18 protein-coding genes and 1 pseudogene are annotated in these 21,134 nt (G+C 47.2%); 9 read left to right on the top strand and 10 right to left on the bottom strand.

What is annotated here, in order from left to right; all coding sequences use genetic code 11:
• Positions 1-849 precede the first annotated feature (849 nt).
• From ACFW2W_RS23515 to ACFW2W_RS23490, 6 genes and pseudogenes are all read left to right on the top strand, one after another.
• Entirely contained in the window at positions 850-1,692 is an 843-nt protein-coding gene (locus ACFW2W_RS23515) for a DUF4114 domain-containing protein (RefSeq protein WP_378184015.1), read from the top strand.
• Positions 1,693-1,972: 280 nt separating this feature from the next.
• A complete protein-coding gene (gene polA, locus ACFW2W_RS23510) occupies positions 1,973-4,936 on the top strand; it encodes a DNA polymerase I (RefSeq protein WP_378184013.1) in 2,964 nt (987 codons plus the stop codon).
• A gap of 25 nt (positions 4,937-4,961) precedes the next feature.
• Positions 4,962-5,983: pseudogene (locus tag ACFW2W_RS23505) on the top strand (Rpn family recombination-promoting nuclease/putative transposase).
• A 299-nt stretch (positions 5,984-6,282) separates the two neighbouring features.
• Positions 6,283-6,540 (top strand): DUF4160 domain-containing protein, encoded by a 258-nt coding sequence (locus ACFW2W_RS23500; protein ID WP_378184011.1) that lies wholly within the window; start codon positions 6,283-6,285, stop codon positions 6,538-6,540.
• The gene (locus ACFW2W_RS23495; protein ID WP_378184009.1) at positions 6,518-6,955 is read left to right on the top strand and encodes a DUF2442 domain-containing protein; all 438 of its coding nucleotides are present in this window, start codon (positions 6,518-6,520) and stop codon (positions 6,953-6,955) included. Before ACFW2W_RS23500 ends, ACFW2W_RS23495 begins: the two co-directional genes overlap by 23 nt.
• A 197-nt stretch (positions 6,956-7,152) precedes the next feature.
• On the top strand, positions 7,153-7,725 hold the full coding sequence (locus ACFW2W_RS23490; RefSeq protein ID WP_378184007.1) for a thermonuclease family protein: 573 nt from the start codon (positions 7,153-7,155) through the stop codon (positions 7,723-7,725).
• A 36-nt stretch (positions 7,726-7,761) separates the two neighbouring features.
• Here the strand turns inward: ACFW2W_RS23490 and ACFW2W_RS23485 are convergent, their stop codons facing one another.
• Complete coding sequence (locus ACFW2W_RS23485; protein WP_378184005.1) at positions 7,762-8,028, bottom strand: lipopolysaccharide assembly protein LapA domain-containing protein; 267 nt, start codon at positions 8,026-8,028, stop codon at positions 7,762-7,764.
• Positions 8,029-8,099: 71 nt separating this feature from the next.
• Positions 8,100-9,539, bottom strand: coding sequence for a phosphoglucomutase/phosphomannomutase family protein (locus ACFW2W_RS23480; protein ID WP_378184058.1), 1,440 nt, complete (start codon positions 9,537-9,539; stop codon positions 8,100-8,102).
• A 293-nt stretch (positions 9,540-9,832) separates the two neighbouring features.
• Between ACFW2W_RS23480 and ACFW2W_RS23475 the strand changes: the two genes are divergently transcribed.
• The 3 genes from ACFW2W_RS23475 to tsaB all read left to right on the top strand — a co-directional run bounded on the left by ACFW2W_RS23475 (position 9,833) and on the right by tsaB (position 11,861).
• Positions 9,833-10,390 carry an Npun_F5560 family protein gene (locus tag ACFW2W_RS23475; RefSeq protein WP_378184003.1) on the top strand — a complete coding sequence of 186 codons (558 nt, stop codon included), beginning with the start codon at positions 9,833-9,835 and terminating at the stop codon, positions 10,388-10,390.
• Entirely contained in the window at positions 10,383-11,081 is a 699-nt protein-coding gene (locus ACFW2W_RS23470) for a hypothetical protein (protein ID WP_378184001.1), read from the top strand. Before ACFW2W_RS23475 ends, ACFW2W_RS23470 begins: the two co-directional genes overlap by 8 nt.
• A gap of 78 nt (positions 11,082-11,159) precedes the next feature.
• Positions 11,160-11,861: a tRNA (adenosine(37)-N6)-threonylcarbamoyltransferase complex dimerization subunit type 1 TsaB gene (gene tsaB / locus ACFW2W_RS23465; protein ID WP_378183999.1), complete on the top strand. Its 702-nt coding sequence runs from the start codon at positions 11,160-11,162 to the stop codon at positions 11,859-11,861.
• Positions 11,862-11,955: 94 nt separating this feature from the next.
• On the opposite strand, the gene ACFW2W_RS23460 is transcribed toward tsaB, so the two are convergent.
• The 8 genes from ACFW2W_RS23460 to ACFW2W_RS23425 all read right to left on the bottom strand — a co-directional run bounded on the left by ACFW2W_RS23460 (position 11,956) and on the right by ACFW2W_RS23425 (position 21,035).
• Positions 11,956-12,297 carry a hypothetical protein gene (locus ACFW2W_RS23460; protein ID WP_378183997.1) on the bottom strand — a complete coding sequence of 114 codons (342 nt, stop codon included), beginning with the start codon at positions 12,295-12,297 and terminating at the stop codon, positions 11,956-11,958.
• Between the two features lie 491 nt (positions 12,298-12,788).
• Complete coding sequence (locus tag ACFW2W_RS23455; RefSeq protein ID WP_378184056.1) at positions 12,789-14,354, bottom strand: iron uptake porin; 1,566 nt, start codon at positions 14,352-14,354, stop codon at positions 12,789-12,791.
• Positions 14,355-14,705: 351 nt separating this feature from the next.
• Positions 14,706-15,851 (bottom strand): ABC transporter permease, encoded by a 1,146-nt coding sequence (locus ACFW2W_RS23450; protein ID WP_378183995.1) that lies wholly within the window; start codon positions 15,849-15,851, stop codon positions 14,706-14,708.
• Between the two features lie 114 nt (positions 15,852-15,965).
• Positions 15,966-16,847, bottom strand: a complete 882-nt coding sequence (locus ACFW2W_RS23445; protein WP_378183992.1) for an Npun_R2479 family HD domain-containing metalloprotein — start codon at positions 16,845-16,847, stop codon at positions 15,966-15,968.
• 420 nt (positions 16,848-17,267) lie between these two features.
• On the bottom strand, positions 17,268-18,173 hold the full coding sequence (locus ACFW2W_RS23440) for an alpha/beta fold hydrolase (RefSeq protein WP_378183990.1): 906 nt from the start codon (positions 18,171-18,173) through the stop codon (positions 17,268-17,270).
• A 116-nt stretch (positions 18,174-18,289) separates the two neighbouring features.
• A complete protein-coding gene (locus tag ACFW2W_RS23435) occupies positions 18,290-18,634 on the bottom strand; it encodes a DUF1815 family protein (protein ID WP_378183988.1) in 345 nt (114 codons plus the stop codon).
• Positions 18,635-19,057: 423 nt separating this feature from the next.
• Complete coding sequence (locus ACFW2W_RS23430; protein ID WP_378183986.1) at positions 19,058-19,270, bottom strand: DUF2839 domain-containing protein; 213 nt, start codon at positions 19,268-19,270, stop codon at positions 19,058-19,060.
• 124 nt (positions 19,271-19,394) lie between these two features.
• Complete coding sequence (locus ACFW2W_RS23425; RefSeq protein WP_378183984.1) at positions 19,395-21,035, bottom strand: ATP-dependent DNA helicase; 1,641 nt, start codon at positions 21,033-21,035, stop codon at positions 19,395-19,397.
• Positions 21,036-21,134 lie beyond the last annotated feature (99 nt).

The raw sequence follows: 21,134 nt of genomic DNA, 5'->3' as shown, positions 1-21,134 counted from the left end.
GACCACATTCCGCACAGATGTGATTTTGCTTACCTTGCTTCACACCATTCTTACGGGTATGAGTAGAACCACAACGAGGACATTGCATGGCTAAGCACCTTGAATTCATACTTTATTATGCAACGCCGTCACTTGTAGTGATGTCAATCGCTGTCTCAATTAGCGATCGCTTCCGCAACAGCAGGCTAAACGTTCTCGTTGACGTTGTTGCAGTCCATCCACAAAGCAATTGTTGCTGCCAACGGGGTTCATTTTGGCACCAGCCATCGACGCCACAGAACTTTTCTTCTTAACTGAGCCTGAGACAAGCAGATGGATAGAGAATTCAGCACTTTCAGCTTATCTGTTTTGTCTGTTCCTTATCCCAAAATCACCTTACGTAATCTGCGTAGGCTGTCAGCGTCGCGTCGTGCGTATTCCCAGTTCCTACTGGTGTTTTCACCTGACTCTAGAAATTCCCCCATTCTTGATAATACTGAACTCTTGCGGTTAGCACTGCCAAGCCAAAAACGCTATCCGCAAAATCCCTTAAAAGCTTTCAGAATATTTACCGATATGCTTCAAAAAAATCTGCAAAAACCGAGGAGAATACTGCTAACAAATTCAGGAATAATTAGGAAGCTTGTAAGTATATTCAATCATCTTGCGTAAATATCGAATAGTGTGAAGAGGTCAAAAAGAATTAAAAAAGTCGTAGACAAAGAATTAAGATTTCAGTTATGAATAGACAAGGAAAAGAAAACACACGTCTGCACCGGGCTTCTAAAGTAAAAATAAACTAAATTATTTTGGATGTATTTGCCGGTTAGATGGGGTGAAGTCGTTCATCGCCTTGGTAGAGGTACTCAAATGAAAATCAAAGTAATTACTAGTCTGCTCGCCGCTGCTGCTGCCCTGACCGGCGTCATCTCTGCAACTGCACCGGCATCGGCTGAGATTAACTGGGGTCCTGTAAATACTGCACCCACAAAGAATACATTGAGCCAATCTGATGATTTTTCAAACATCAGCACGCTTATAAATAGCTTAAACTCGCAGCTCAACAAGTCTCAGGAAAAATACGCATTTCCTAACTTGAGCCTTTTAGGCGGTCAATCATTTGATTTGAGCAAACTAACGTTGCAAAACAACACTGATGTTCGCGCTTACTTCGTCAATGAAGGGGCGGATTATAACAATCAGCTGGGTTATCAAGCACTTGACAGTAACGGGAACATTACCAAAGATGGAATGGCTTTCTGGGAACTCAACAGCACAGAAAGCATTAGGGAAAATCAAAGTAGCTTTACCGATCTCAAGCAAGGAGATTGGGTCAACTTAGGCAACTTCAGCAAAGGTACAACCCTAAACTTCCAGTTGAACGCTAATAGCTTATACGGCACCAGCAACTCCTACGGCATTTACAATTCTGCTTTTAATGCTCCTAACCCCGATGGACTACAGCACGCCAAAGGGTATCTCTTTAACTCCCGTTACTTGGTGGTCGGTTTTGAAGATTTGTACGGAGACGGAAGTGAGACTGGCGTGACTCCAGCATCTGACCGGGATTTCAACGACACAGTTTTCATCGTCGATATCGGTAAGCAAGGTCTGCAAAGCGTACCTGAACCATCTGCAACGTTGGCACTGGTAGCTGTGGGTACGTTAGGTATGTTTGGACTGCGTCGCCGCCGCAGCCAAATCAACGGCTAATCACCTGGCTTATCGCTGATAATCTTTGCAAGTTCAAGTAGTCAATAACCCCTGTTTCTAGCCTGCGCCTGCGGGCTTTTTTATTAGGAAGTTTATCTAGCAGCTACTTCGCTGTAAGCGTAGCCAGTGCTAAGCGCATAGCTAGGAATTTCCCCCAGGGGTAGCTAAAATCAGTCAGGCTGAGCCGTGAGATGAGATATCTAACGGCTTGTTCGCGTGAAGCGAGCAATCTGAGCCATTGAAAGAATATCTGCTCTCTGGCGCTAGCTAAAATAAGGCTATGTCTCAATCTACCTCTGCCTCCAACCCATCTAACTCCGCCGCTAGCTCATCCCAAAACCGACCTCTACTCATCCTAGTAGATGGTCACTCGTTAGCCTTCCGCGCCTACTTTGCCTTTGCTAAAGGGCGGGATGGAGGCTTAAAAACAAAGACTGGGATTCCCACCAGTGTTTGTTTTGGCTTCCTCAAGTCGTTACTGGAAGCGATCGCATCCCAGCAACCTCAGGCGATGGCGATCGCATTCGACCTCGGCTTACCCACTTTCCGCCACGAAGCCGACGACACCTATAAAGCTGACCGCGCTGAGACGCCAGAAGACTTTATCATCGACCTGAAAAATCTCCACGACCTTTTGGATGCCTTGAATCTGCCAATTGTGACGGCACCGGGCTATGAGGCAGATGATGTCTTGGGAACGCTCTCACAAAAGGCGAGTGCCGCCGGGTATCGGGTGAAGATTGTTACGGGCGACAGAGATTTGTTTCAACTGGTTGACACGGCAAAGGGAATTAGCGTTCTTTATCTCGGTCAAACCTTCTGGCAACGTGGCAGCAGTACAGGGCCAGTAGAATTTGGGCCAGAGGAAGTTAAAGAGAAACTAAAGGGCATTACACCAGAGCAGGTTGTCGATTACAAAGCTCTGTGTGGCGACGCCTCCGACAATATCCCCGGTGTCAAAGGAATTGGCGACAAAACCGCTGTGAAGTTGCTTACAGAGTACGGCTCCCTGGATGGGATTTATGCCTCATTGGATGAGATGAAAGGAGCGGTCAAGCAGAAGCTGGAAGCCGGGAAACAAGAGGCATACCGTTCCCAGCACTTGGCAAGGATAGTTCTTGATGTCCCCCTAGACGTTAGTTTAGAAGACTGCCCGCTGAAGGGATTTGATAACGCCGACCTAGAACCGCTGCTAGAAAAGTTAGAGTTTAAGACTTATTTGAGCCGAATCAAGCAGTTGCAGCAGGCATTTGGCGGTGTGGCAGAGGAAGCTAAACCCGTTGAATCTAAAGAAGAACTTGAAGAAATCAGTTTTGATGATGGCGACCTCTGGTTTTTCAGTGCCGCTGACACCGAAGCTGCTAGCAAGGCAGACACAAATGCTGCTAGTAAGATTAGCGCCCAAATTATTAATACTCCAGAAAAACTGACAGAACTGATAAAGCAGCTGCAAAATTGCACCGACTCTGACAAACCCGTAGCTTGGGATACGGAAACGGATGCCCTAGAGCCACGAGACGCCCAACTTGTGGGGATTGGCTGCTGCTGGGGAATCGATCCCTCTGAAGTTGCCTATATTCCCACGGGTCACAAAACTGGTGAAAATCTGGATAAAACGGCTGTCTTAGAAGCGTTGCGTCCGATTCTGGAAAGTGCTGACTATCCCAAGACGTTGCAGAACGCCAAATTTGATCGGCTGGTGTTGCGCTGTCAGGGAATTAACTTGGCTGGGGTGGTGTTTGACACGATGCTTGCCAGTTACGTCCTGAATCCAGAAAACAGCCACAACCTCAGCGACTTAGTCCTGCGGCATCTGGAGCTAAGTATCAGCAATTATACGGATGTGGTGCCGAAAGGTAAAACAATTGCCGATCTGGATATTCAGACTGTAGCCTACTACTGCGGGATGCAGGTCTATGCCACATTCCAGTTGGTGCCAAAGCTACGAGAAAAATTAGAGGAAGTCCCCGCTCTTCACCGGCTGTTATGGGAAGTAGAACAACCTTTAGAGCCAGTTTTAGCCCAGATGGAATATGTGGGCATCCGCATTGAGCCAGCCTATCTCCAAACACTATCGCAAGAACTGGAAAAGGATTTAGCGGCGATTGAGCAGAAAGCTTATCAGGAAGCCGGGGAAAAATTTAGCTTGGGTTCACCGAAACAACTGAGCCAAATCTTATTTGACAAACTCAAGTTAGACACCAAAAAGTCTCGTAAAATTCAGTCGGGTTATTCTACAGATGCCGCAACGCTGGAAAAACTGCAAGGCGATCATCCACTTGTCGATGCCGTTTTAGAGTACCGCACCCTCTCCAAGTTGAAGTCTACTTATGTGGACGCTTTACCCTTGCTGATACGTCCTGATACCCAGCGGGTGCATACGAATTTTAATCAGACAGGTACGACAACAGGGCGATTGTCTTCTTCTAATCCCAACTTACAAAATATTCCCATCCGCACAGCGTTTAGTCGGCGGATTCGCAGAGCATTTTTGCCAGAAACTAGTTGGTTACTGGTTGCTGCTGACTATTCGCAAATTGAGTTGCGGATTTTGGCTCATCTGAGCCAAGAGCCAGTGCTAATTGAGGCATACCAGCAAAATGAAGATATTCACAGTGTCACCGCTCGGCTGTTGTTGGAGAAGGATACGGTGACATCTGAGGAGCGCCGATTGGGGAAGATTATCAATTTTGGCGTAATTTATGGGATGGGGGCGCAGCGATTTGCACGGGAAGCTGGGGTGAAGGCGACAGAAGGCAGATTGTTTATCGATCGATTTAACGAGCGCTATCGCCAGGTTTTTGAATATTTGGAGCGGGTGAAACGGGAAGCGATCGCTCACGGTTATGTCGAAACTATTCTAGGACGCCGTCGTTACTTTAACTTTGAGGGTGGCAGTCTCCGCAAGCTGCAAGGTAGCAATCCCGATGAAATTAACCTTGACAAACTGCGTAATTTGGGACAAGCTGACGCCGGTTCGCTACGCGCCGCTGCTAATGCTCCAATCCAAGGTTCTAGCGCCGATATCATCAAGATTGCAATGGATAAACTGCACGCAGTTTTGCAGAATTATCAGGCGCGTTTGCTATTGCAAGTTCACGATGAATTAGTGCTTGAAGTTCCTCCCTCTGAATGGGAAGAATTACAGCCTCAAATTCGCTCGACGATGGAAAACGCCGTTTCCTTGAGCGTTCCTCTTAAGGTTGATGTGCGTGCAGGGCATAATTGGATGGAAACGAAGTAAAGAATCGTAACTTCAAAAAACGCGGATGATTGACCATGACCGCTTATTTAAGGAACTCCTCACTACCTTTTTCGGGGAGTTCATAGAGTTATTTTTGCCAGAAGTAGCAACTTATCTGGAACGCGACTCCATAGAGTTTTTAGACAAAGAAGTTTTTACAGATGTTACTGCTGGCGAACATTATGAAGCTGATTTAATCGTCAAGACTGAATTTCAAGGTCAGGAATCTTTCTTCCTAATTCATGTAGAGAACCAAGCACAACATCAAGCTGACTTTGGCAAGCGAATGTTCCGCTATTTCTCCCGCTTGTCTGAAAAATTTGACCTACCTGTATATCCTGTGATGGTATTTTCTTATAACAGTCCCAAAACTCCAGAACCTAACGTTTATCAGGTGGTCTTTCCTAATAAAGTTGTTTTGCAGTTCAACTATGATGTCATTGAGCTAAATCAGCTGAATTGGCGGGATTTTGTGCAGCAACCCAATCCAGTTGCTAGTGCGCTAATGGCGAAAATGAACATCGCTGCTAAAGACCGCCGCCGCGTAAAATTTGAATGTTTGCGTCTTTTGGCTACTTTGAGGCTAGATCCTGCCAAGATGCAATTAATTTCCGGATTTATTGACACTTACAGCGTTTTCTTTCTGGATGAGGTACAGTCAAGCTTCCAAAATCAAAGGTTTTAGGCGATCCTCGTACCTCACTAGCTTCAAAAGTGCTGTACCTGCGCTTAAGTTCACAAGAAGAAAGGCTTTTAAGAGCTGACATTGCTAGGATGGAGCCAAATGAGCGGGAGGTCATTATGCGAATCGTCACTAGCTGGATGGAAGAAGGTATTGAACAGGGAAAGCAACAAGGAAAACAGGAAGAGGCACTATCGCTGGTTCTGCGCCTACTGCCTCGGCGAATTGGCGCAATTCCCTCTGAGTTACAACAGCGCATTCAGCAGCTATCCCAGGCTCAGTTAGAAGATTTAGCAGAGGGGTTGTTGGATTTCTCCTCTTCAGAAGATTTGGAGGATTGGTTGCGCCAGGTTGCAACTGAGTAGAGTGACTGCCAATAGGTGTGGATGAGTTAGTGTTTAAAATACCTCCCTTGACTGAGAAGAATTACACCCTAAGATTCGTTCCACGATGAAAAATCCTGTTTCTTTGAGCTTTTCTCTAGTGGTTGATGTCCGTGCTGGACAAAATTGGATGAAGAGCAAGTAAAAACATACTCCGTAGCAATCCTATCTCCACCCTTGGCAGTCTAGCCAAGATTTTTTAGTATGTTGACAAAACCCAAGCGCTTAGGTTAGTATAAAAATATATAAATACTCTTATTTCAATTTCTATACAAAACTTTATGGCAAGCGTACTTACAAAAGATGGCTTTAGCGTTCGTATTTACACCAACGATCACCTTCCGTCCCATGTCCACGTTATTAAAGCTGGTGGAGAAGCCAAGATCAACCTTGGCAGTGAAACTGAGCGTCCTACATTGGTCGGCATCTGGAACATGAGCGATAAAGATGCAGTTAAGGCGCTGAAACTTGTTATCGCTCATCAGGTGGAACTATTAGAGAAATGGAGAGAGATTCATGGAGAACCTACATCTGAGTGAGGAAAGCTTAAAGAGTGAAATTGCCCAGGCAAGAGCGGCAGCAGCGATCGCAGATGCCTCAGAGCCACGCGCTCACTCCGCCTACTACGATCCGAATGCTGGTCGCATCGTCATCGAACTGCGAAATGGAGCTAGTTTTCTGGTTCCCCCTGAGTTGGTTCAAGGATTGGCGGGGGCATCCTTAGATGATCTCACGCAAGTGGAAGTCACCCCTTCCGGAGCCGGACTGCACTGGGAAAAGTTGGATATAGATATGAGCATCCCCGCCTTGATGGTAGGGATATTTGGAACTAAGGCTTGGATGGCTGAATTAGGCAGCCGAGGAGGCTCTACTACCTCAACAGCAAAAGCAACAGCGGCTCGCAAAAACGGTAAGCGAGGGGGACGACCGCGAAAAACAGCTCAGAAGGTATAGCAACAATGCCTGTGTTTCCACCACAGCAATGTCTGTATCTCCCGTAGGTTTGCCCATCTGATAGTTAAGCTCAGCGCAAAGAAGATGCGATCGCATCTCCCTTCACCACTGCCAAAAGCCAGCAACAGGCGTCCGAAACTATTGGACAATGGAAACGTCTGTCCAGATGGACTTTTCTTTTGTAGTAAATATTTATAATGACCGGCACTCGCAAACTCATCCAAAACTCTCTCGTCTGGACTGGTGCAGTTGTTCTCATCCTTGGCTTGGTGGGATGTGAAGCTATTTTTGGTCCTCCTACTTACCCAGTTAAGCGAGTCAGCGATGGGGATACTCTCGCCGTGACGGATCGCAGTGGGAAAAACATCAACGTGCGCTTTGCTTGTGTGGATGCTCCGGAAGTTCCCCATTCTAGTAAGGAAAAGGCAAGCAAAAAAGCAGCAGATCAAAACCAATTCAAGTGGGGAATTAAAACCCAGCAGCGATTGCAAGAATTGGTACAGCAAGGAGGCGATCGCGTTCGTTTAACTGTAACCGATACTGACAGGTATGGGCGCAAAGTTAGCGAGGTGCGTCTGCCCGATGGCACTTTTATTCAGGAAGTGTTGGCAAAAGAAGGACTGGTGCTGGTGTATCGTCAATATCTAAAAGATTGCCCTAGCGCTGCTATCGTTGAGCAAGCAGAAGCTGAGGCGAAGAAGAGTCGGCGCGGCATTTGGCGTGACTCCAAATTTCTGCCGCCGTGGGAGTATCGGAGTGACAGTAAGTAGCAAAGGCTCATGGTTCATTGCAATGAACAATAACCATCAAAAGTCTTCGTCAGCATACTCACTGGCATCTTCTGATTGAGACTGATTACTGGAAGGCAATCCCCAAAAAACGGGCACGAGGGCACTCCCAATCGCTCCCGCGCCAGCACTAAACGCCAGCACGACGCCTACCGGCATCCGGATCGACTGGAAAGTTAGAAATTTCACCGATACCGGCGTGATGTTTTGAATGGAAAAAATAGCGATCGCGGCGACGGAACTGGCTAAAATCAGCGAGGTAAGCAGGTTGGTAAAGGCTTTCATGTTGATAATGGCTAGTGGGTATCCTGCTACCGAGTAAGAGCAAGAGCAATGCCCTTGCCCCTACCTATCATTTAGACTGCGACGGGTTCCAGTTGGTTAATGGTTTGTTCCATTTGCTGGACGATTTGGGTCATTTTTTCTGGAGTGTTCGTTTCCAGATAAACCCGCATTAGCGGTTCTGTTCCGGAAGGACGCAGGAGTATCCAACTGCCTTCTTCTAAGTAGAGTTTGATCCCGTCTTTGCGCCCTACTTCTTTCACTTTAATTCCTGCAACTTCTGCTGGTGGATTTTTGGTGAAATCATTGATGACAGCGGCTTTGTGGGCGTCATCTAAGTGCAAATCGAGACGTTTGTTGTACAGGGGGCCATCGGCTTCCGCGATCGCTTCTTCTACTAGCTGACTTAAAGGCTTGCCTTCGTAAGCGATCGCTTCTGCCACCAGCATATCGGCTAAAATACCGTCTTTTTCGGGAATATGCCCGATAATGCTCAATCCGCCTGACTCTTCGCCGCCAATCAATACCTGCGTCTCGCGCATTTTCTCGCCGATGTATTTAAAGCCTACTGCTGTTTCGTAGATTTCCAAGCCGTACTTAGCCGCGAGGTTATCCAGCAGATGGGTGGTAGCAACGGTGCGGACAATCGCGCCAGTTTTGCCTTTATTTTTGACTAAGTGACGCGCCAGCAACAGCAGCACGGTGTTCGGTGTCAGCACGTTTCCTTGTTCGTCAACAATGCCGAAGCGATCGCTATCTCCATCCGTCGCCAAACCTAAATCTGCCCCGTCTCTTTTCACCGCTTCGACGAGTTCAGTCAATTGCTCTCCCTTTGGTTCCGGCATTCCACCGCCAAAGAGAACATCGCGGTAGGTGTGGAATGCCTCTGTATCGCAACCGCAGCGATCCAAGACGGTATCCAGGTAGCCGCGAGAAGTCGAGTAGAGGGCATCATACTTCACCTTTAGCCTTGCGCTCTTGATTCGCTCTACATCCAGCAGTGTGTAAATAAACTGGAGATAATCTGGCTTGGGATCAAAGGTGGAAATCTTATTGGCATTGTTGCCACTGGGCGGCTCATCCGTAGCACTTTCAATATTTGCTACAATTGTATCCGTAATTTCCGGTGTAGCTGGTCCGGCGTAATCGGGAATGTATTTGATGCCGCAATAAGGTGCTGGGTTATGACTGGCAGTAAACATCAGCGCTCCAGCAGAATTGAGAAGCTTAGCGTTGTAAGCAATGACTGGCGTCGGGCAATCTCGATCGACAATTTTCACCGTCCACCCGGCATCTACCAAAACTTCAGCGGCAGTCCGGGCGAATTGGTCAGCTAAAAAACGAGTATCGTAAGCTACTAAGACGGGACGGTCTTTGGAATAGGCGTTTTCGAGATAACTCGCGATCGCCCGCGTTACTTTACACACATTGGCGAAGGTAAAGTCATCGGCGATAATCCCCCGCCATCCATCGGTACCAAATTTAATCTTGTTTGAACTGCTGGCTGCACTCATCTTAACCACTTCCTCTTGAGTCCACCTAAATACTACAAGACGCCGATCGCTTTCCATCTCGCCGCCAGATGACAAATGGCTTGTATAAACAGAACCATTTGCTCGTGGCAGTAGAAAATCTAGCTGAATCTGAGGATACGATAGACCCAACCCTTAATTGCAAACAAGGGTAGCAATCAGGTGTTAATTGCCGTTGCAAATGGTAAATTAAGCTGCAAAAGCATTATGAGCAATCCGCTCTCGCCTCACGCCTGCCATTAGGAAAATCATCTCAATAGGAGCCGTAAGCCATTGTGAGCCAGACAGACACGCCAAACCTACAAACGCTTCAATCTGACGTAACTCGCCTGCGCGAAGAGTTGCAGATGCGAGATCAACTGGTTCAGCAGTTGTCTCAAGAACTATTCCGGCTGGTCAAGGGCAATGCCAACTTTATGCCCAGACCGGAAGTTTCTGAGCGGCACATGGCTCAGATGAGAGCGCTGCGAGAACAACTGCAAGAGGTCGAACAGCAGGTAACGTTCTACCAGGAACAGATTACCACCCGCGACACCGAGATTTATCAATTGCGGCAGTCCGTACAGGAATTGACCGACCGCAGCCGGATGCTAGAGCAAGTGGTGCAGGAGTTGCCACAGATTTATCGCCAGAAATTTGCCGAACGCATGGCACCCGTGCGGGAGAAAGTGGCGATGCTGCAACGGGAAAACCGTCAACTCCATGCCGAGTTGCAAAGTGTCAGCTACCGTCTAGCTGTCAGAACCCGTCGCACGACGACAGGACTCGATCTGCCCAGTTTCCCGCGTGCGGGTGTTCGTAATAGCCCGATTCCCACCTTTGGTCATGCGTAAAGTTCTGATTGTGGTTGATGCTGTTGATGAATTTGCGGCATCGCCCACAACAGCCGAAATGGTGTCTGCCCTCAAGCAAAGCGCGCTCAATTCACCAGTACCGACAACGATACAAATTGTAGAGACGCAATTTATCGCCTCTGCTGGCGCGGACTTGCAAAACCAAGCAGAAATTCTTTGGTGTCCTTTAACGCTGAATTTGCCGGAAAACTTGGAATTTCCAGCCCAATCCCTCTATCAGGCTTGCCGCAATGTGACAGGCTTACGCCAGTGGGTGGAGCAATTAGGACACCCGTCGGGTGTCGGTGATTTCTGGTTGCCAATAGTTCTCACGGCAAAGGGACCGCTCTACGGCGAGGTAATTGGTAGGGTTGAGGATGATGAAAGTAGGCGCTTAGAACCGGCTTTTAAAAGTTATCGTCAGCCGGTGCATCTATCGGATTTCTGGCGTCAGCCACTGTACGAACTGGGGCATCGATTGCTGCAATTTTTATCAGCGCCATCGGCTGTTTATTTATTACAGTTCGGCTTTCAAGAGCAAGAGATTGTTTTTGACCGACTTTTGCCTTTTCCGGGGGAACCGGCGATCGCTACCATCAGCGTCCAAAAGCCAGATTTATTCACCTGCCACTGGCACTGCTTGACGGGTCAAGCAATTTATGATCTGCAAATCAACGCCATTAATGACTAAGAAGTCGCGGCTACGCACTTGTAGGAACGCCGATTTATGGTGTCTCCCTGTCTGGACTATCGATCCCTTGAACTGGGTATGAATTCCGTGAAGCTCGATCCAACAAAATACGGCTTAGCACTGCATACCAGCAGTCCTGAACTAGGTCTAGCACTAAACAACTTTGCTGGAGATTCGCGCTGCCAAACTTGGGATTTAGGGCGCGATTTATCTACCCATTTACACCATCATCTGGTTGAGTTTATTCAGCCGCAGATGTGGGCTGATTTGACATTTATCTGTGTGGCAATAGGCCCAGGCAGCTTTACAGGGACTCGCATCGGCGTTGTTACGGCGCGTACACTGGCGCAACAGCTGGATATTCCCCTGTTTTCTGTCTCTACACTGGCATCTGTGGCTTGGTCAGAAGCCGGTAAAAGTAAACAGCAAAAAGGCAATGCAAATAGTGAAGAATCTTCACTCAGCAATGCGATCGCTGTGCAATTGCCAGCTCAACGGGGTCAATTATTTACCGCCATTTATCAAGTATCGCCATCCGATTCGGGACTCGCTCAGATGTTACCAGATAGCGTGATGACACCGGCAGCATGGCAACAAACTTTGGAAAGTTGGCATCCCTATCAGCTAATTGATATCGCCGCTAGGGCTGGGCTAGGGGCAACGGTTTCGAGCCTACTAGAACTCGCCTATCTAGATTGGCAACAGGGAAAGCGCCCCCACTGGTCAGAAGCGCTACCCTTTTATGGTCAACACCCCGTGGAGGAGAAAGCAGGGCGGTAGGATTAGAGATGCGATCGCTTAAAGATATCAAGCCAGCAACGTCTACAATAATTTCGATACTATCTCAAAAATTTCAACCTATTACTACTTGGCGCTACTGTCGCATCGAAGATACATCAAAAATTCTGCTTGACATGGGAATTCGTTGATTAACACTGGCTTTCTTGCCAGTTACAGTTGAGTTAGAATCAGTAGCTTTAATTCCAGCTTCAGAGACAACAACTTGCTCAGAATTGGTAGAATTGGCGGCAGCATTACCAACGTCAGATTTAACGCTTGTATTCCAGGCTGGGATTTGATCATAGGAGTCTGGGTGGATAGTATCAACAATGTTACTTTCTGAGGAAATAACAGTTTGCGCTTGAGAATTAGTCGCAATCAAAACAGAGCTTTCAGTTAAAATCAAAACTAGCAAAGAAAAAATAAATTTAGTCATTTTGACTACTCAACCTCCTTGAATAAATAAACTAACTTTTGCCAAAGCACAAAGAATCTGTATCTGTCAGCAATTGCAGATGTAAATCCTTTAAATCAAGCAATAAATTTTTCTGCTGTAAATGTTTTTAAAGGCAGACAAATACAGCAGAATTTACAATTTCTATTGAGGTTGATTAAAGAGTGACAAATAACAACTAGAGATTCTTGGAATTGCCACTATAATTGCTTAACCGAACCTTATCTCAATTTATAGCTTTTACTCTTTTATCTACAAGCGAAATAACACTGAAAATAAAAAAAATCCTAAATTAAAAAAAGAGTGTATTTAGTAAATCTACGGTATATTTGGATAAAGTTTTTATAGTTAAATCAAGTTTTGATGAAGTGTAAACTGGCATTTTGCACCAGAATGTCATCCTGAGCAAGCTCGCAGAATTCCTGCGATGTTGCACTTCGCTTAATGTGACAGGTGTAGATAGGGAAATTTTCCTAGAAGGAGAAGCTAGTCCGTAGTATACCTACAGCGATCGGATCGCTGGCGGGTGTATGTCCTGGTTCAAAAATAAAGACTACCCCTGGCGTGATGCTAATGTTGTCCGTTGCCTGCCAACGATAGAATGCTTCTACGTGAGTGGTGGTTCCAGGTTGTCCTCCTTCTCGTCCCAAACCCGTATTGAAAAAGTCAGGTATATTATTTCCTACGGGCAAATCGCTGCTAACAATTTTTGGCGGTTGTCCAATGTAAATTCCTCCCAAATTTCCTTGTCCAAATAAATCGGGAAAATTGAGATACACCATATAATTAGTTGTTTCTACATTTCCCGATCTTCCTGGAATGTAGGAATTGGTGTAGCCCGCCCAGCTACCTAACGTGATACGTGGCGTAATCCGCCAGTTAATCGTGGCACCAACGGCATTAGTTTGCAGGGATGCTGAATTGCCTGTCAGTGGATTAATAGCACTCAACTGGTCGTCTCCAATCCCAGTCAGCAAAGAACCATTGGGCGAGTAGTCATTAACATAATACAAAGTGATATCAAGCGGATCGGTTGGGGTAAGCGCTAGTTGGACACCGGCGGTATTATGTCCGTCAGGTCGTCCATCGCTATTAAAAAATCCTGGAATAGTAGTTGAGTAAACTGCTTGCAAACTGGCACGTTTAGCAAATTGCCAATCAAAACCGATACCACCACGACCAAAGCCAATATTCAAAATCGGGTTTCTTTGGGCAAAAGCAGAAATTGGACCTGTGGCAGCGCTTTCCACACGATTGGGTCCTCGGAAAGCGTAAGCCATATTTACCCCTTCTGTCCCCACGAGGACAGCAAATTTGTCGGTGAGGAGGAAGCGGTAGTTTAGGTCACTCAAAATCACATCGTTATCATTAAATAATTCATAGCTAAGTAGGACATCGTTAGTTAGTCGAGGTGCAGTGGTTCCTTGACTAGCTTGGAGACCTGCTAACAGGTAACTACGCTCATCAAATTGGGTAGTTAGATACAGCTGATTAAAATTAATTACGTTGATGTTCGTACCACGGTCATCAGTCTCTTTTTTGCCATCTCTAGGAAATAAATCGGCGCGATTGTTGCTACGCCCTTGAACGCCAACAATTGTCAGTCCGCTCAATTTAGTAGTTGTAGAAAATTGGGTTGCTTCTATTTCCGCAGTGCGAGCTTCCAAGCTATCCACCGAACCCCTGAGACTTGCTAATTCGATTGCAAATTCTGATTGCAATCGCTGTAAGGTAGCGAGATCCTCTTGTCTGATTCCATCAGCAGTTGCTACCGGAACCAGGTTATTAATTTGCTCCAAACAAGCATTTAATCCGGCTGCAAATTCATACCGCGTTAGGGTACGATTACCACGATAAGTATTATCCGGATAGCCCGCGATACAGCCATAGCGTTCGATAAGCGATCGCAGTGCTTCATACGCCCAATCTGTTGGTTCCAAGTCTGTCATCTGAGAAACATTGGTCACTTGCTCCATAGGAGCTTCAGCAGCTTCTGACTCCTCTGCATTTTCCTGCCATAGTTGCTCCACCTGTTGCATCGTGGTGTTATCAGGCTGATTATCCAAATTTGGTAAATCTGAATCTGCCTTTAAAAACGTAGTAATTTCTTTGCTCTTTTGAGGTGTTTTCTCTACATCCGCAGCATGAGCAGCTTGAGAGGCAAAGCCATTTACTAAAATCCAGCTAAATAACCCGTATTTCAAACTTGAGCAAATAAATTTCTTTAAGATAATTTTAAATATCATTTGCTTCCAACTCCTCTCACACCACACTTTACTGAGCTACTCATATATCTCAGTAACAACCTCAACAAAAATTTAGCAGAGTCGGTCATATTTGTGACCAACTCTGCTAAATATGTCACACAAATTAGCAAAAAATCTTTAAAATTACCGCCGCAAACTCCGGGGATCGAGGGCATCCCGCAGCCCATCGCCCAGCAAGTTAAACGCCAACACGGTGAGGATAATCAACAGCGCTGGAGGCCAGATCAACCAAGGTTGTAACACCAAAATTGATGCATTCGTTGCTAGCGATAGCATATTCCCCCAAGACGGATCTGGCTGCTGAATTCCTAGCCCAATCAAACTCAGCACTGATTCCGCCACGATAAAACCAGGGATTGCCAAAGTTGCCGAGATAATCACGTAGGTGGCGGTCTGCGGCAATACATGACGGATGATAATGTAAAGCGGTTTCGCACCCATTGCGCGTGCCGCTTGCACAAATTCCCGCTCTTTAATCGACAGCACCTGTCCCCGAATCACCCGTGCTAACCCAGCCCAGCCGACGAATGAGGTAATCAGCACAATTAATAAGAATCGCTGGGCACTCGTCAGTCCTGGCGGCAGCACTGCGGCAAGGGCAACCAACAGATAAAGGCTGGGAATCGTCATCAGCACTTCCACAAAGCGCATTAAGACGCTATCGGTTCCGCCTCCGAAATAGCCAGAAATCCCCCCAACCAACAAACCCAGCGGAAAAGAAATGGCAATTCCCACCAGACCAATGCTGAGGCTAATTCTGCCCCCATGCAGCAGACGGCTGAACTGGTCGCGCCCCTGTTCATCGGTGCCTAACAAATTCAGTTTGCCTTCCCCAAGGGTGCCGAAGAGGTGCCAATTAAAGGGAATACCGCTAAGAATTTCCACCTCATCAAATTTGGGTGGCAATGGTAGGCGAAGCTGAAACAGTTGGTATTTGGGTCCACGGACAAACAGGCGAACAGGCGAAGGTTTTTGGAAGTTTACAATCACTTTGCGATCGCCCGTCTCTAAATCTGTCGGCCCCTGAGTCGTAGGATAAACGTGCGGTCCAATAAATTGTCCCTCGCGGTTGCGCCAGTAAATCTGAGTTGGTGGCAGAAGAGACGTATTTGGCTGCACATCACACAGGCCATGAGACAAGTCATAAGAGTCACACGGACGATAAGGCGCAACAAAATCAGATGCAATGACGCTTAAGTAGAAAATTAACAGGATTAAAGCGCCAAAACGAGCTAAGGGATTGTTTTTAAGTTTTTGCCACCAGTTCATAAAGTTAGGAGTTAGAAGTTAGGAGTTAGGAGTTTTAAATTAAATCATAAGCTAGAATTCAGTATTTCCAAGCTTATTTTGATTATTAACTCCTAACTCTCGACTTCTCGCCTTCTAAGTTCCAACTCCTAACTGTTCTTCCAGTTGCCTCCGCTCATCTTCGGCACTTTCGTGTTCAACAACAAACACATTCGAGTAGAGGTTTGCAATGATTTGTTTACCTTGCTGAGTTAGCGACAGGTAGCGCAGCGCATCTTGAATATACGGGAATACCCCGTGCCAGTAAAACTTGGGATAGTTCCGCCGCAAGTCTCCGGGATGCCGATAACCCAAGGCTTGATTGACGCCGGTTTCTTCAAACTCATAGTACAGCGCCCCGATTTTCTTCAGGTAGCGGGGATCGCTCAGCTGACCAATTAAGTCAGAGGCACGAACCAAGCCCGGATAATTAACCGTATCTTGATGATCCTCTGCTTTTGGTACTGGAAAACGGGTTAGTTCAATATTGCGCTTGATCAATTCCGCATCAATCAGCTTATGACCGCCAAAGCGCTCTTCAATAAAGAGTTTGGCTCGATCTACGTGATAAGGCGTCAAGCTGGCATCTGAAGATCCGCGAGGAACGGAGACCATTTCTCCATCGTTCCCCGTCGCATACAGCCTTTCGTAGTCTCTATCTAGGCGACACACGCCCTTAACGTAGCCAATGTCATGGCAAACCAGTGAGAGAATGAAGTGCAACCAGTCTTCGCAGGACACTCCACCCTCGCGGATGTGTCTCCCCCGCAAGATTTCTTGCCCTACCAGAGCGACTAAAATCGAGTGTTCAACATTGTGATAGAGGGCGTCGCTGTTGGCAATGTTTTCCAGAGCCATACCCCCCGCCCAGGCAATAATATCTTCGTAGTCGGGCTTGTAGCCGCCGTAAGTGCGTCGGTAGCCTTCACGAATCCTTTGAACAAAAGAGTCAATCAGAATTTCTGTAGCGTTAAACATCCTTAGTTCTCGCTGGTACTGAGTGCAGTGAGGGGGCGTTGCTGAATTGGGAAATGATTGAGCATGAGGCGATCGCTCTCACGGTAGCCAATCATTTTGCTGGTGGCGCTACGCCATAAATCAAGTCAATGCGAGGATAAAACCTTCTCCTCTATAGAACGATATAGATACAACCCCTACCCTTTCAGGATGCAACAAAATTTGGCGGCTGGGGTTGTCAACTGTCATGGTTGCTCTGTGTTTCGCATCACAATTCGTTCGTTGACCGCCAGATGAGGGTTTGACATTCCAACACCAACAGCGCCAATTAATTTGGCGCTATCAAGCGTGTTGTTAAAGATTGTTGACACGAGAGAAGTCGTTAGCTTTAAACCTCACCGCACTGGCAGCAGTGTCTTCGGTATGTCTTCACCAGTAGATTTAGAAGCTTTTTTTCCCGCTAGCTAATTTTGGGGAGCGCAAAAAGTTTAAGAGTTCTCGATTGACGGTTTGGGGAACTTCTTGCTGCATCCAGTGACCGCAGTGACTGATAAATTTTAGGTTGAAAGGAGCAGCGATCAAGCGTTCCATGCCTTCGGTGAGTTTTCGACTCAAAAAGGAATCTTCTTCGCTCCACAGAATCAAGGTAGGCACGGTGACGGGATCGGGCGATCGCCCCCAGTGATGCAGCCAATTTTGAGGCGACAAAGAGGAGCGATAGTAGTTAATCGCCGCCGCCAGAACCCCAGGCTTTGCCAATGCTGCCTGATACACTTGGGCATCCTCGGCAGAAAACGCGCCTTTGCGAACCGCTTGTCCCCGAAAGACGTTATTTACAAAATCTTTTAAATTTTGCTGAATCAGCCACTCTGGCAAACCAGGAATCTGAAACGCCAGAACGTACCAGCTGCGACGCAAGTGATCCAGGTTTCCCGCAAATTCCTGCCAAAACCTGTACGGGTGCGGCGCATTCAAAATAGCCAGACGATTCAGAACATCTGGAAACTTCTGCGCCAGATGCCATGCGATCAATCCGCCCCAATCGTGACCAACAATATGTGCCCGGACATACCCTAAATTCTCAATCAGACCCCGAATATCGGCGCTAAGGGTATCCAAGTCATAACCACTAAGTGGCTTATCCGAATCGTTGTAGCCCCGCAAATCGGGAACCACCACCTTGAAATGGCGAGCCAGTGCCGGGATCTGATGCCGCCAGGAATACCAAAACTCTGGAAACCCGTGCAACAGTATAACTAGCTCTCCCTCTCCTTGGGTGACACAATGTAAGCGAATGTTGTTGGTCTCAATAAAATGGTGTTGCCATGCACAATCAAGGGCAGTCATAGACATCTCTTCAGGCATCCATCGCCAGGGGTTAGCACGTAGGTTTCTCACTTTTCAGATTAGCAGTCCCCGGAGCTAATCTGCCTAAAGAGAGTGGCGAAACCTCGCTAACTCCTTTAGCCTCGCTGGGGCACGGCGGGACGATACTCAGAAGGTTTGATTTGGTATTTGACTAGATTTGCTAGGTCTTGTAGCTGAGAGATAGCTTCAGCGCCCTCTAGCTTCATTAATTCACGGTCATCCCGCATCTCTGTCCAGGTGATGCCATAATCCGAGACTAAAAAGCGAATCAGATGGTTGTCACCTAGACTAACCATAAATGATGCGCTATTCATTTGGCCTCCGCAGGTATAGCAAGAAGCCAGATAGCCTCGCTGCTCTAGCACAATCGCCAGAGCTTGGAGGTTCATCACTAGATCCTGTACAAATTGACGGTGTTGCTCTGCAAGTCGTAGAAACACGGTTGTCCTCCAACCACCACACCTAATCTTAAACCTTTTATACTTTCTTAAGATTTTGCTCCTCAGGCATGACGGTAAATTAATTTAGGAGCTTGGAAAAATTTAGAACTTGACTGCTCCCTGATTTGCACCAGGTTAACTTGACTATTCAGAAAAGCCAAGTATCAACAATAACAGTTAGCTGGACGATCGTGCATCCTCAAGGCTAGCGATCGAGGCTACTTCTCGCTAAAGACGGGCTTGGCGGCGAAATAGTGCAAGTGTAAAAGATAAGAATAATCAATTACATTCAGTCCTCTAGGCAAAGCCTACTTATAAATATATGGACAAAGCCTTTGCCAAACTTAGTTTGCTGACAAACAAGCCAAGACTGTCAAATGCTTTGTCCTTATGCACTTCACCGAACCAGGTTGTTAGGAAGGTCTAGTTGACCTGCCACCAACCAAAGGAAGGTCCGATGAAGCGGATAGTCACCCAGAAAAGGATCAAGAAGCCGATACCATACCAAGCTCCCTGACCAGACCATTTCACAAACTGTTGTGCCTGAGTTTTGGTAATCGGTACCCAAGGAAGGATGTAGGTATCTTGACCGTAGTTCTCTCCGAGTGCTTCTTTACGACGCTTGGATTCACCCATAGCTTTTGGTGATGCCTTTAGACCTTTATTCATCATAACGCTGGCGTTGGAGCCGCAGCTGAATTATTGATTAAATTACAAGTATCGTGACAAAGAGCCATTGGAGCGAGTGGCGTAGGAGAAGCTAGCGATCGCTTGTAAACCAGTTACTGTCCAAATAGTTAATCCGAGCCAAGGGACTCAGCGCTTCCAGCACCTGAGAGCCGTAGCTGCGGTTGTTGACGCGACCATCGAGGAGAGCAACGACGCCCCGACATTCTCGCACGGGGGCGATCGCTCGCTGCAATTCACTCAAAGCCACCGGCAACAGATACAAGCGAAACCAATCTTTACGCTGTTCCTTGTAATGAGCCACCCGACCCGCTACCAGGGGATTTTCTAGAGAGGGGATCGGCAACGTCGCCATAACTAGCAACTGGGGAGCAGGCAACACCTCCTGATGATGCCGCCAGAATTCCCATCCCGTAACCAGAATGCCATTGTTTGACAAACTGGTTTTTTCCACTTGCACGCGGGAGCCAAACTCAGCCGCCATCACAGACGCCACCTGGGCTTTTAAAGGCGTATCCTCCACCAAAATCACCGCTAGTCTTTGAATGTCGGTATTCTCTGCCAGCGACCGATCCATTGTCCCAACTAGCTTCTGGACTTCTTGAATCAGAACTCCCTGAAATTGGGGCGTATTCGGCATGGGCAGCCGCTCTGGGAGATATAGCTGAATCAGTTCGTTTTGCCTGTCAGGAGAAAACTTCAGACACGTCAGGTTTCCCAATCCTACCCGCTGACGATAGGCGTTAGCTTCTGTCTCTAAATCCAGTGCCGCACCAATTAACACCACCGGATCGTGAAGCCAAATTTTTTCTAAAGCAGTTGCCACCTCAACAGGACCACAATACAAAGAAAATTGACCCAGATTCCGAGCAATTTCCGCCCACATCAGTTGGTCATCTGCTTGCAACCGCTGCCAAAAAATTCTCCAAGCTGGGGGTAATTTCGGCGAGAGGAAAGGGGGCGAGGAAGGAAATTCTCCTCTCCCACCCTCTGCCTCTCCAGACGGGATAAACCTTGTCTCTATAAGGTTCTCCCTGTCTCCGACTCCTATCGCCTTCCCTAAGACCGCGTAGAGACGCCTCAAGATGTCTTGCTCATCGGGTGAAATCAGACAGCACTCGTAAGGATTGGCTGGATGCTGGAAGACGGCTTTTGTTAGCTGTACCCGCGCATCCCGGATTGCCTTTGCCTTGCGGGGAAAAGCCAGCATCAAATCGTCCCAATCACTGGGTCGCAAGCCAGCAGTCAGTTGGTCGCGCGCCCATTCTTCCAAGTTATCAGCACCATCAAAAATAGTCGGAATGCCAAATGGTATCCGACCCAGCCCTTTGAGCCGGTCAGCCAACCAAACCTCTGGAGAGATCAACAGCAGTCCCTGAAAGTCGGCGTCAGGCCATGTATCGCCTGTCAGGATAGCTTTTTCCGTCCCCATCCACTGTCGCATCTGGGGAATTTCCACCTCTAGCAAGCGTTGCTGCACTGATTCTGGAGCCACTAGGATGACGGGTTTCGTCCATAGCAGTGCTGGTGCTAGGTAACTCAGGCGATACTTTCCTGTACCGTGCGAAGAAACCCCAGTCTGAATCAGGGCAGAACGCCCTAATCTTAAAGCCCGCGCCACCAGCCTCGCCATTGTCAGATGATGAGGCCAAGAACGATTCTCCTGTTCGCGAAGAAATGCACGTAGTGAGGAATGAACTTCTACCTCTATCACTTTAGATTTGAGACTTTGGAGTTAGGAAAGCAAAAAGTAAAAAAGTTCGTCTTACCTATTTTCTCTTTTTTTTCGCCTTTTGCCTGCCGACCCTTTCTG

This window comes from Coleofasciculus sp. H7-2 (assembly GCF_042747725.1).
In the GTDB taxonomy this organism is placed as follows: domain Bacteria; phylum Cyanobacteriota; class Cyanobacteriia; order Cyanobacteriales; family FACHB-T130; genus FACHB-T130.
The sequence above is the reverse complement of the archived record's forward strand: the minus strand, read 5'-3'. Positions and strand labels throughout refer to the sequence as shown.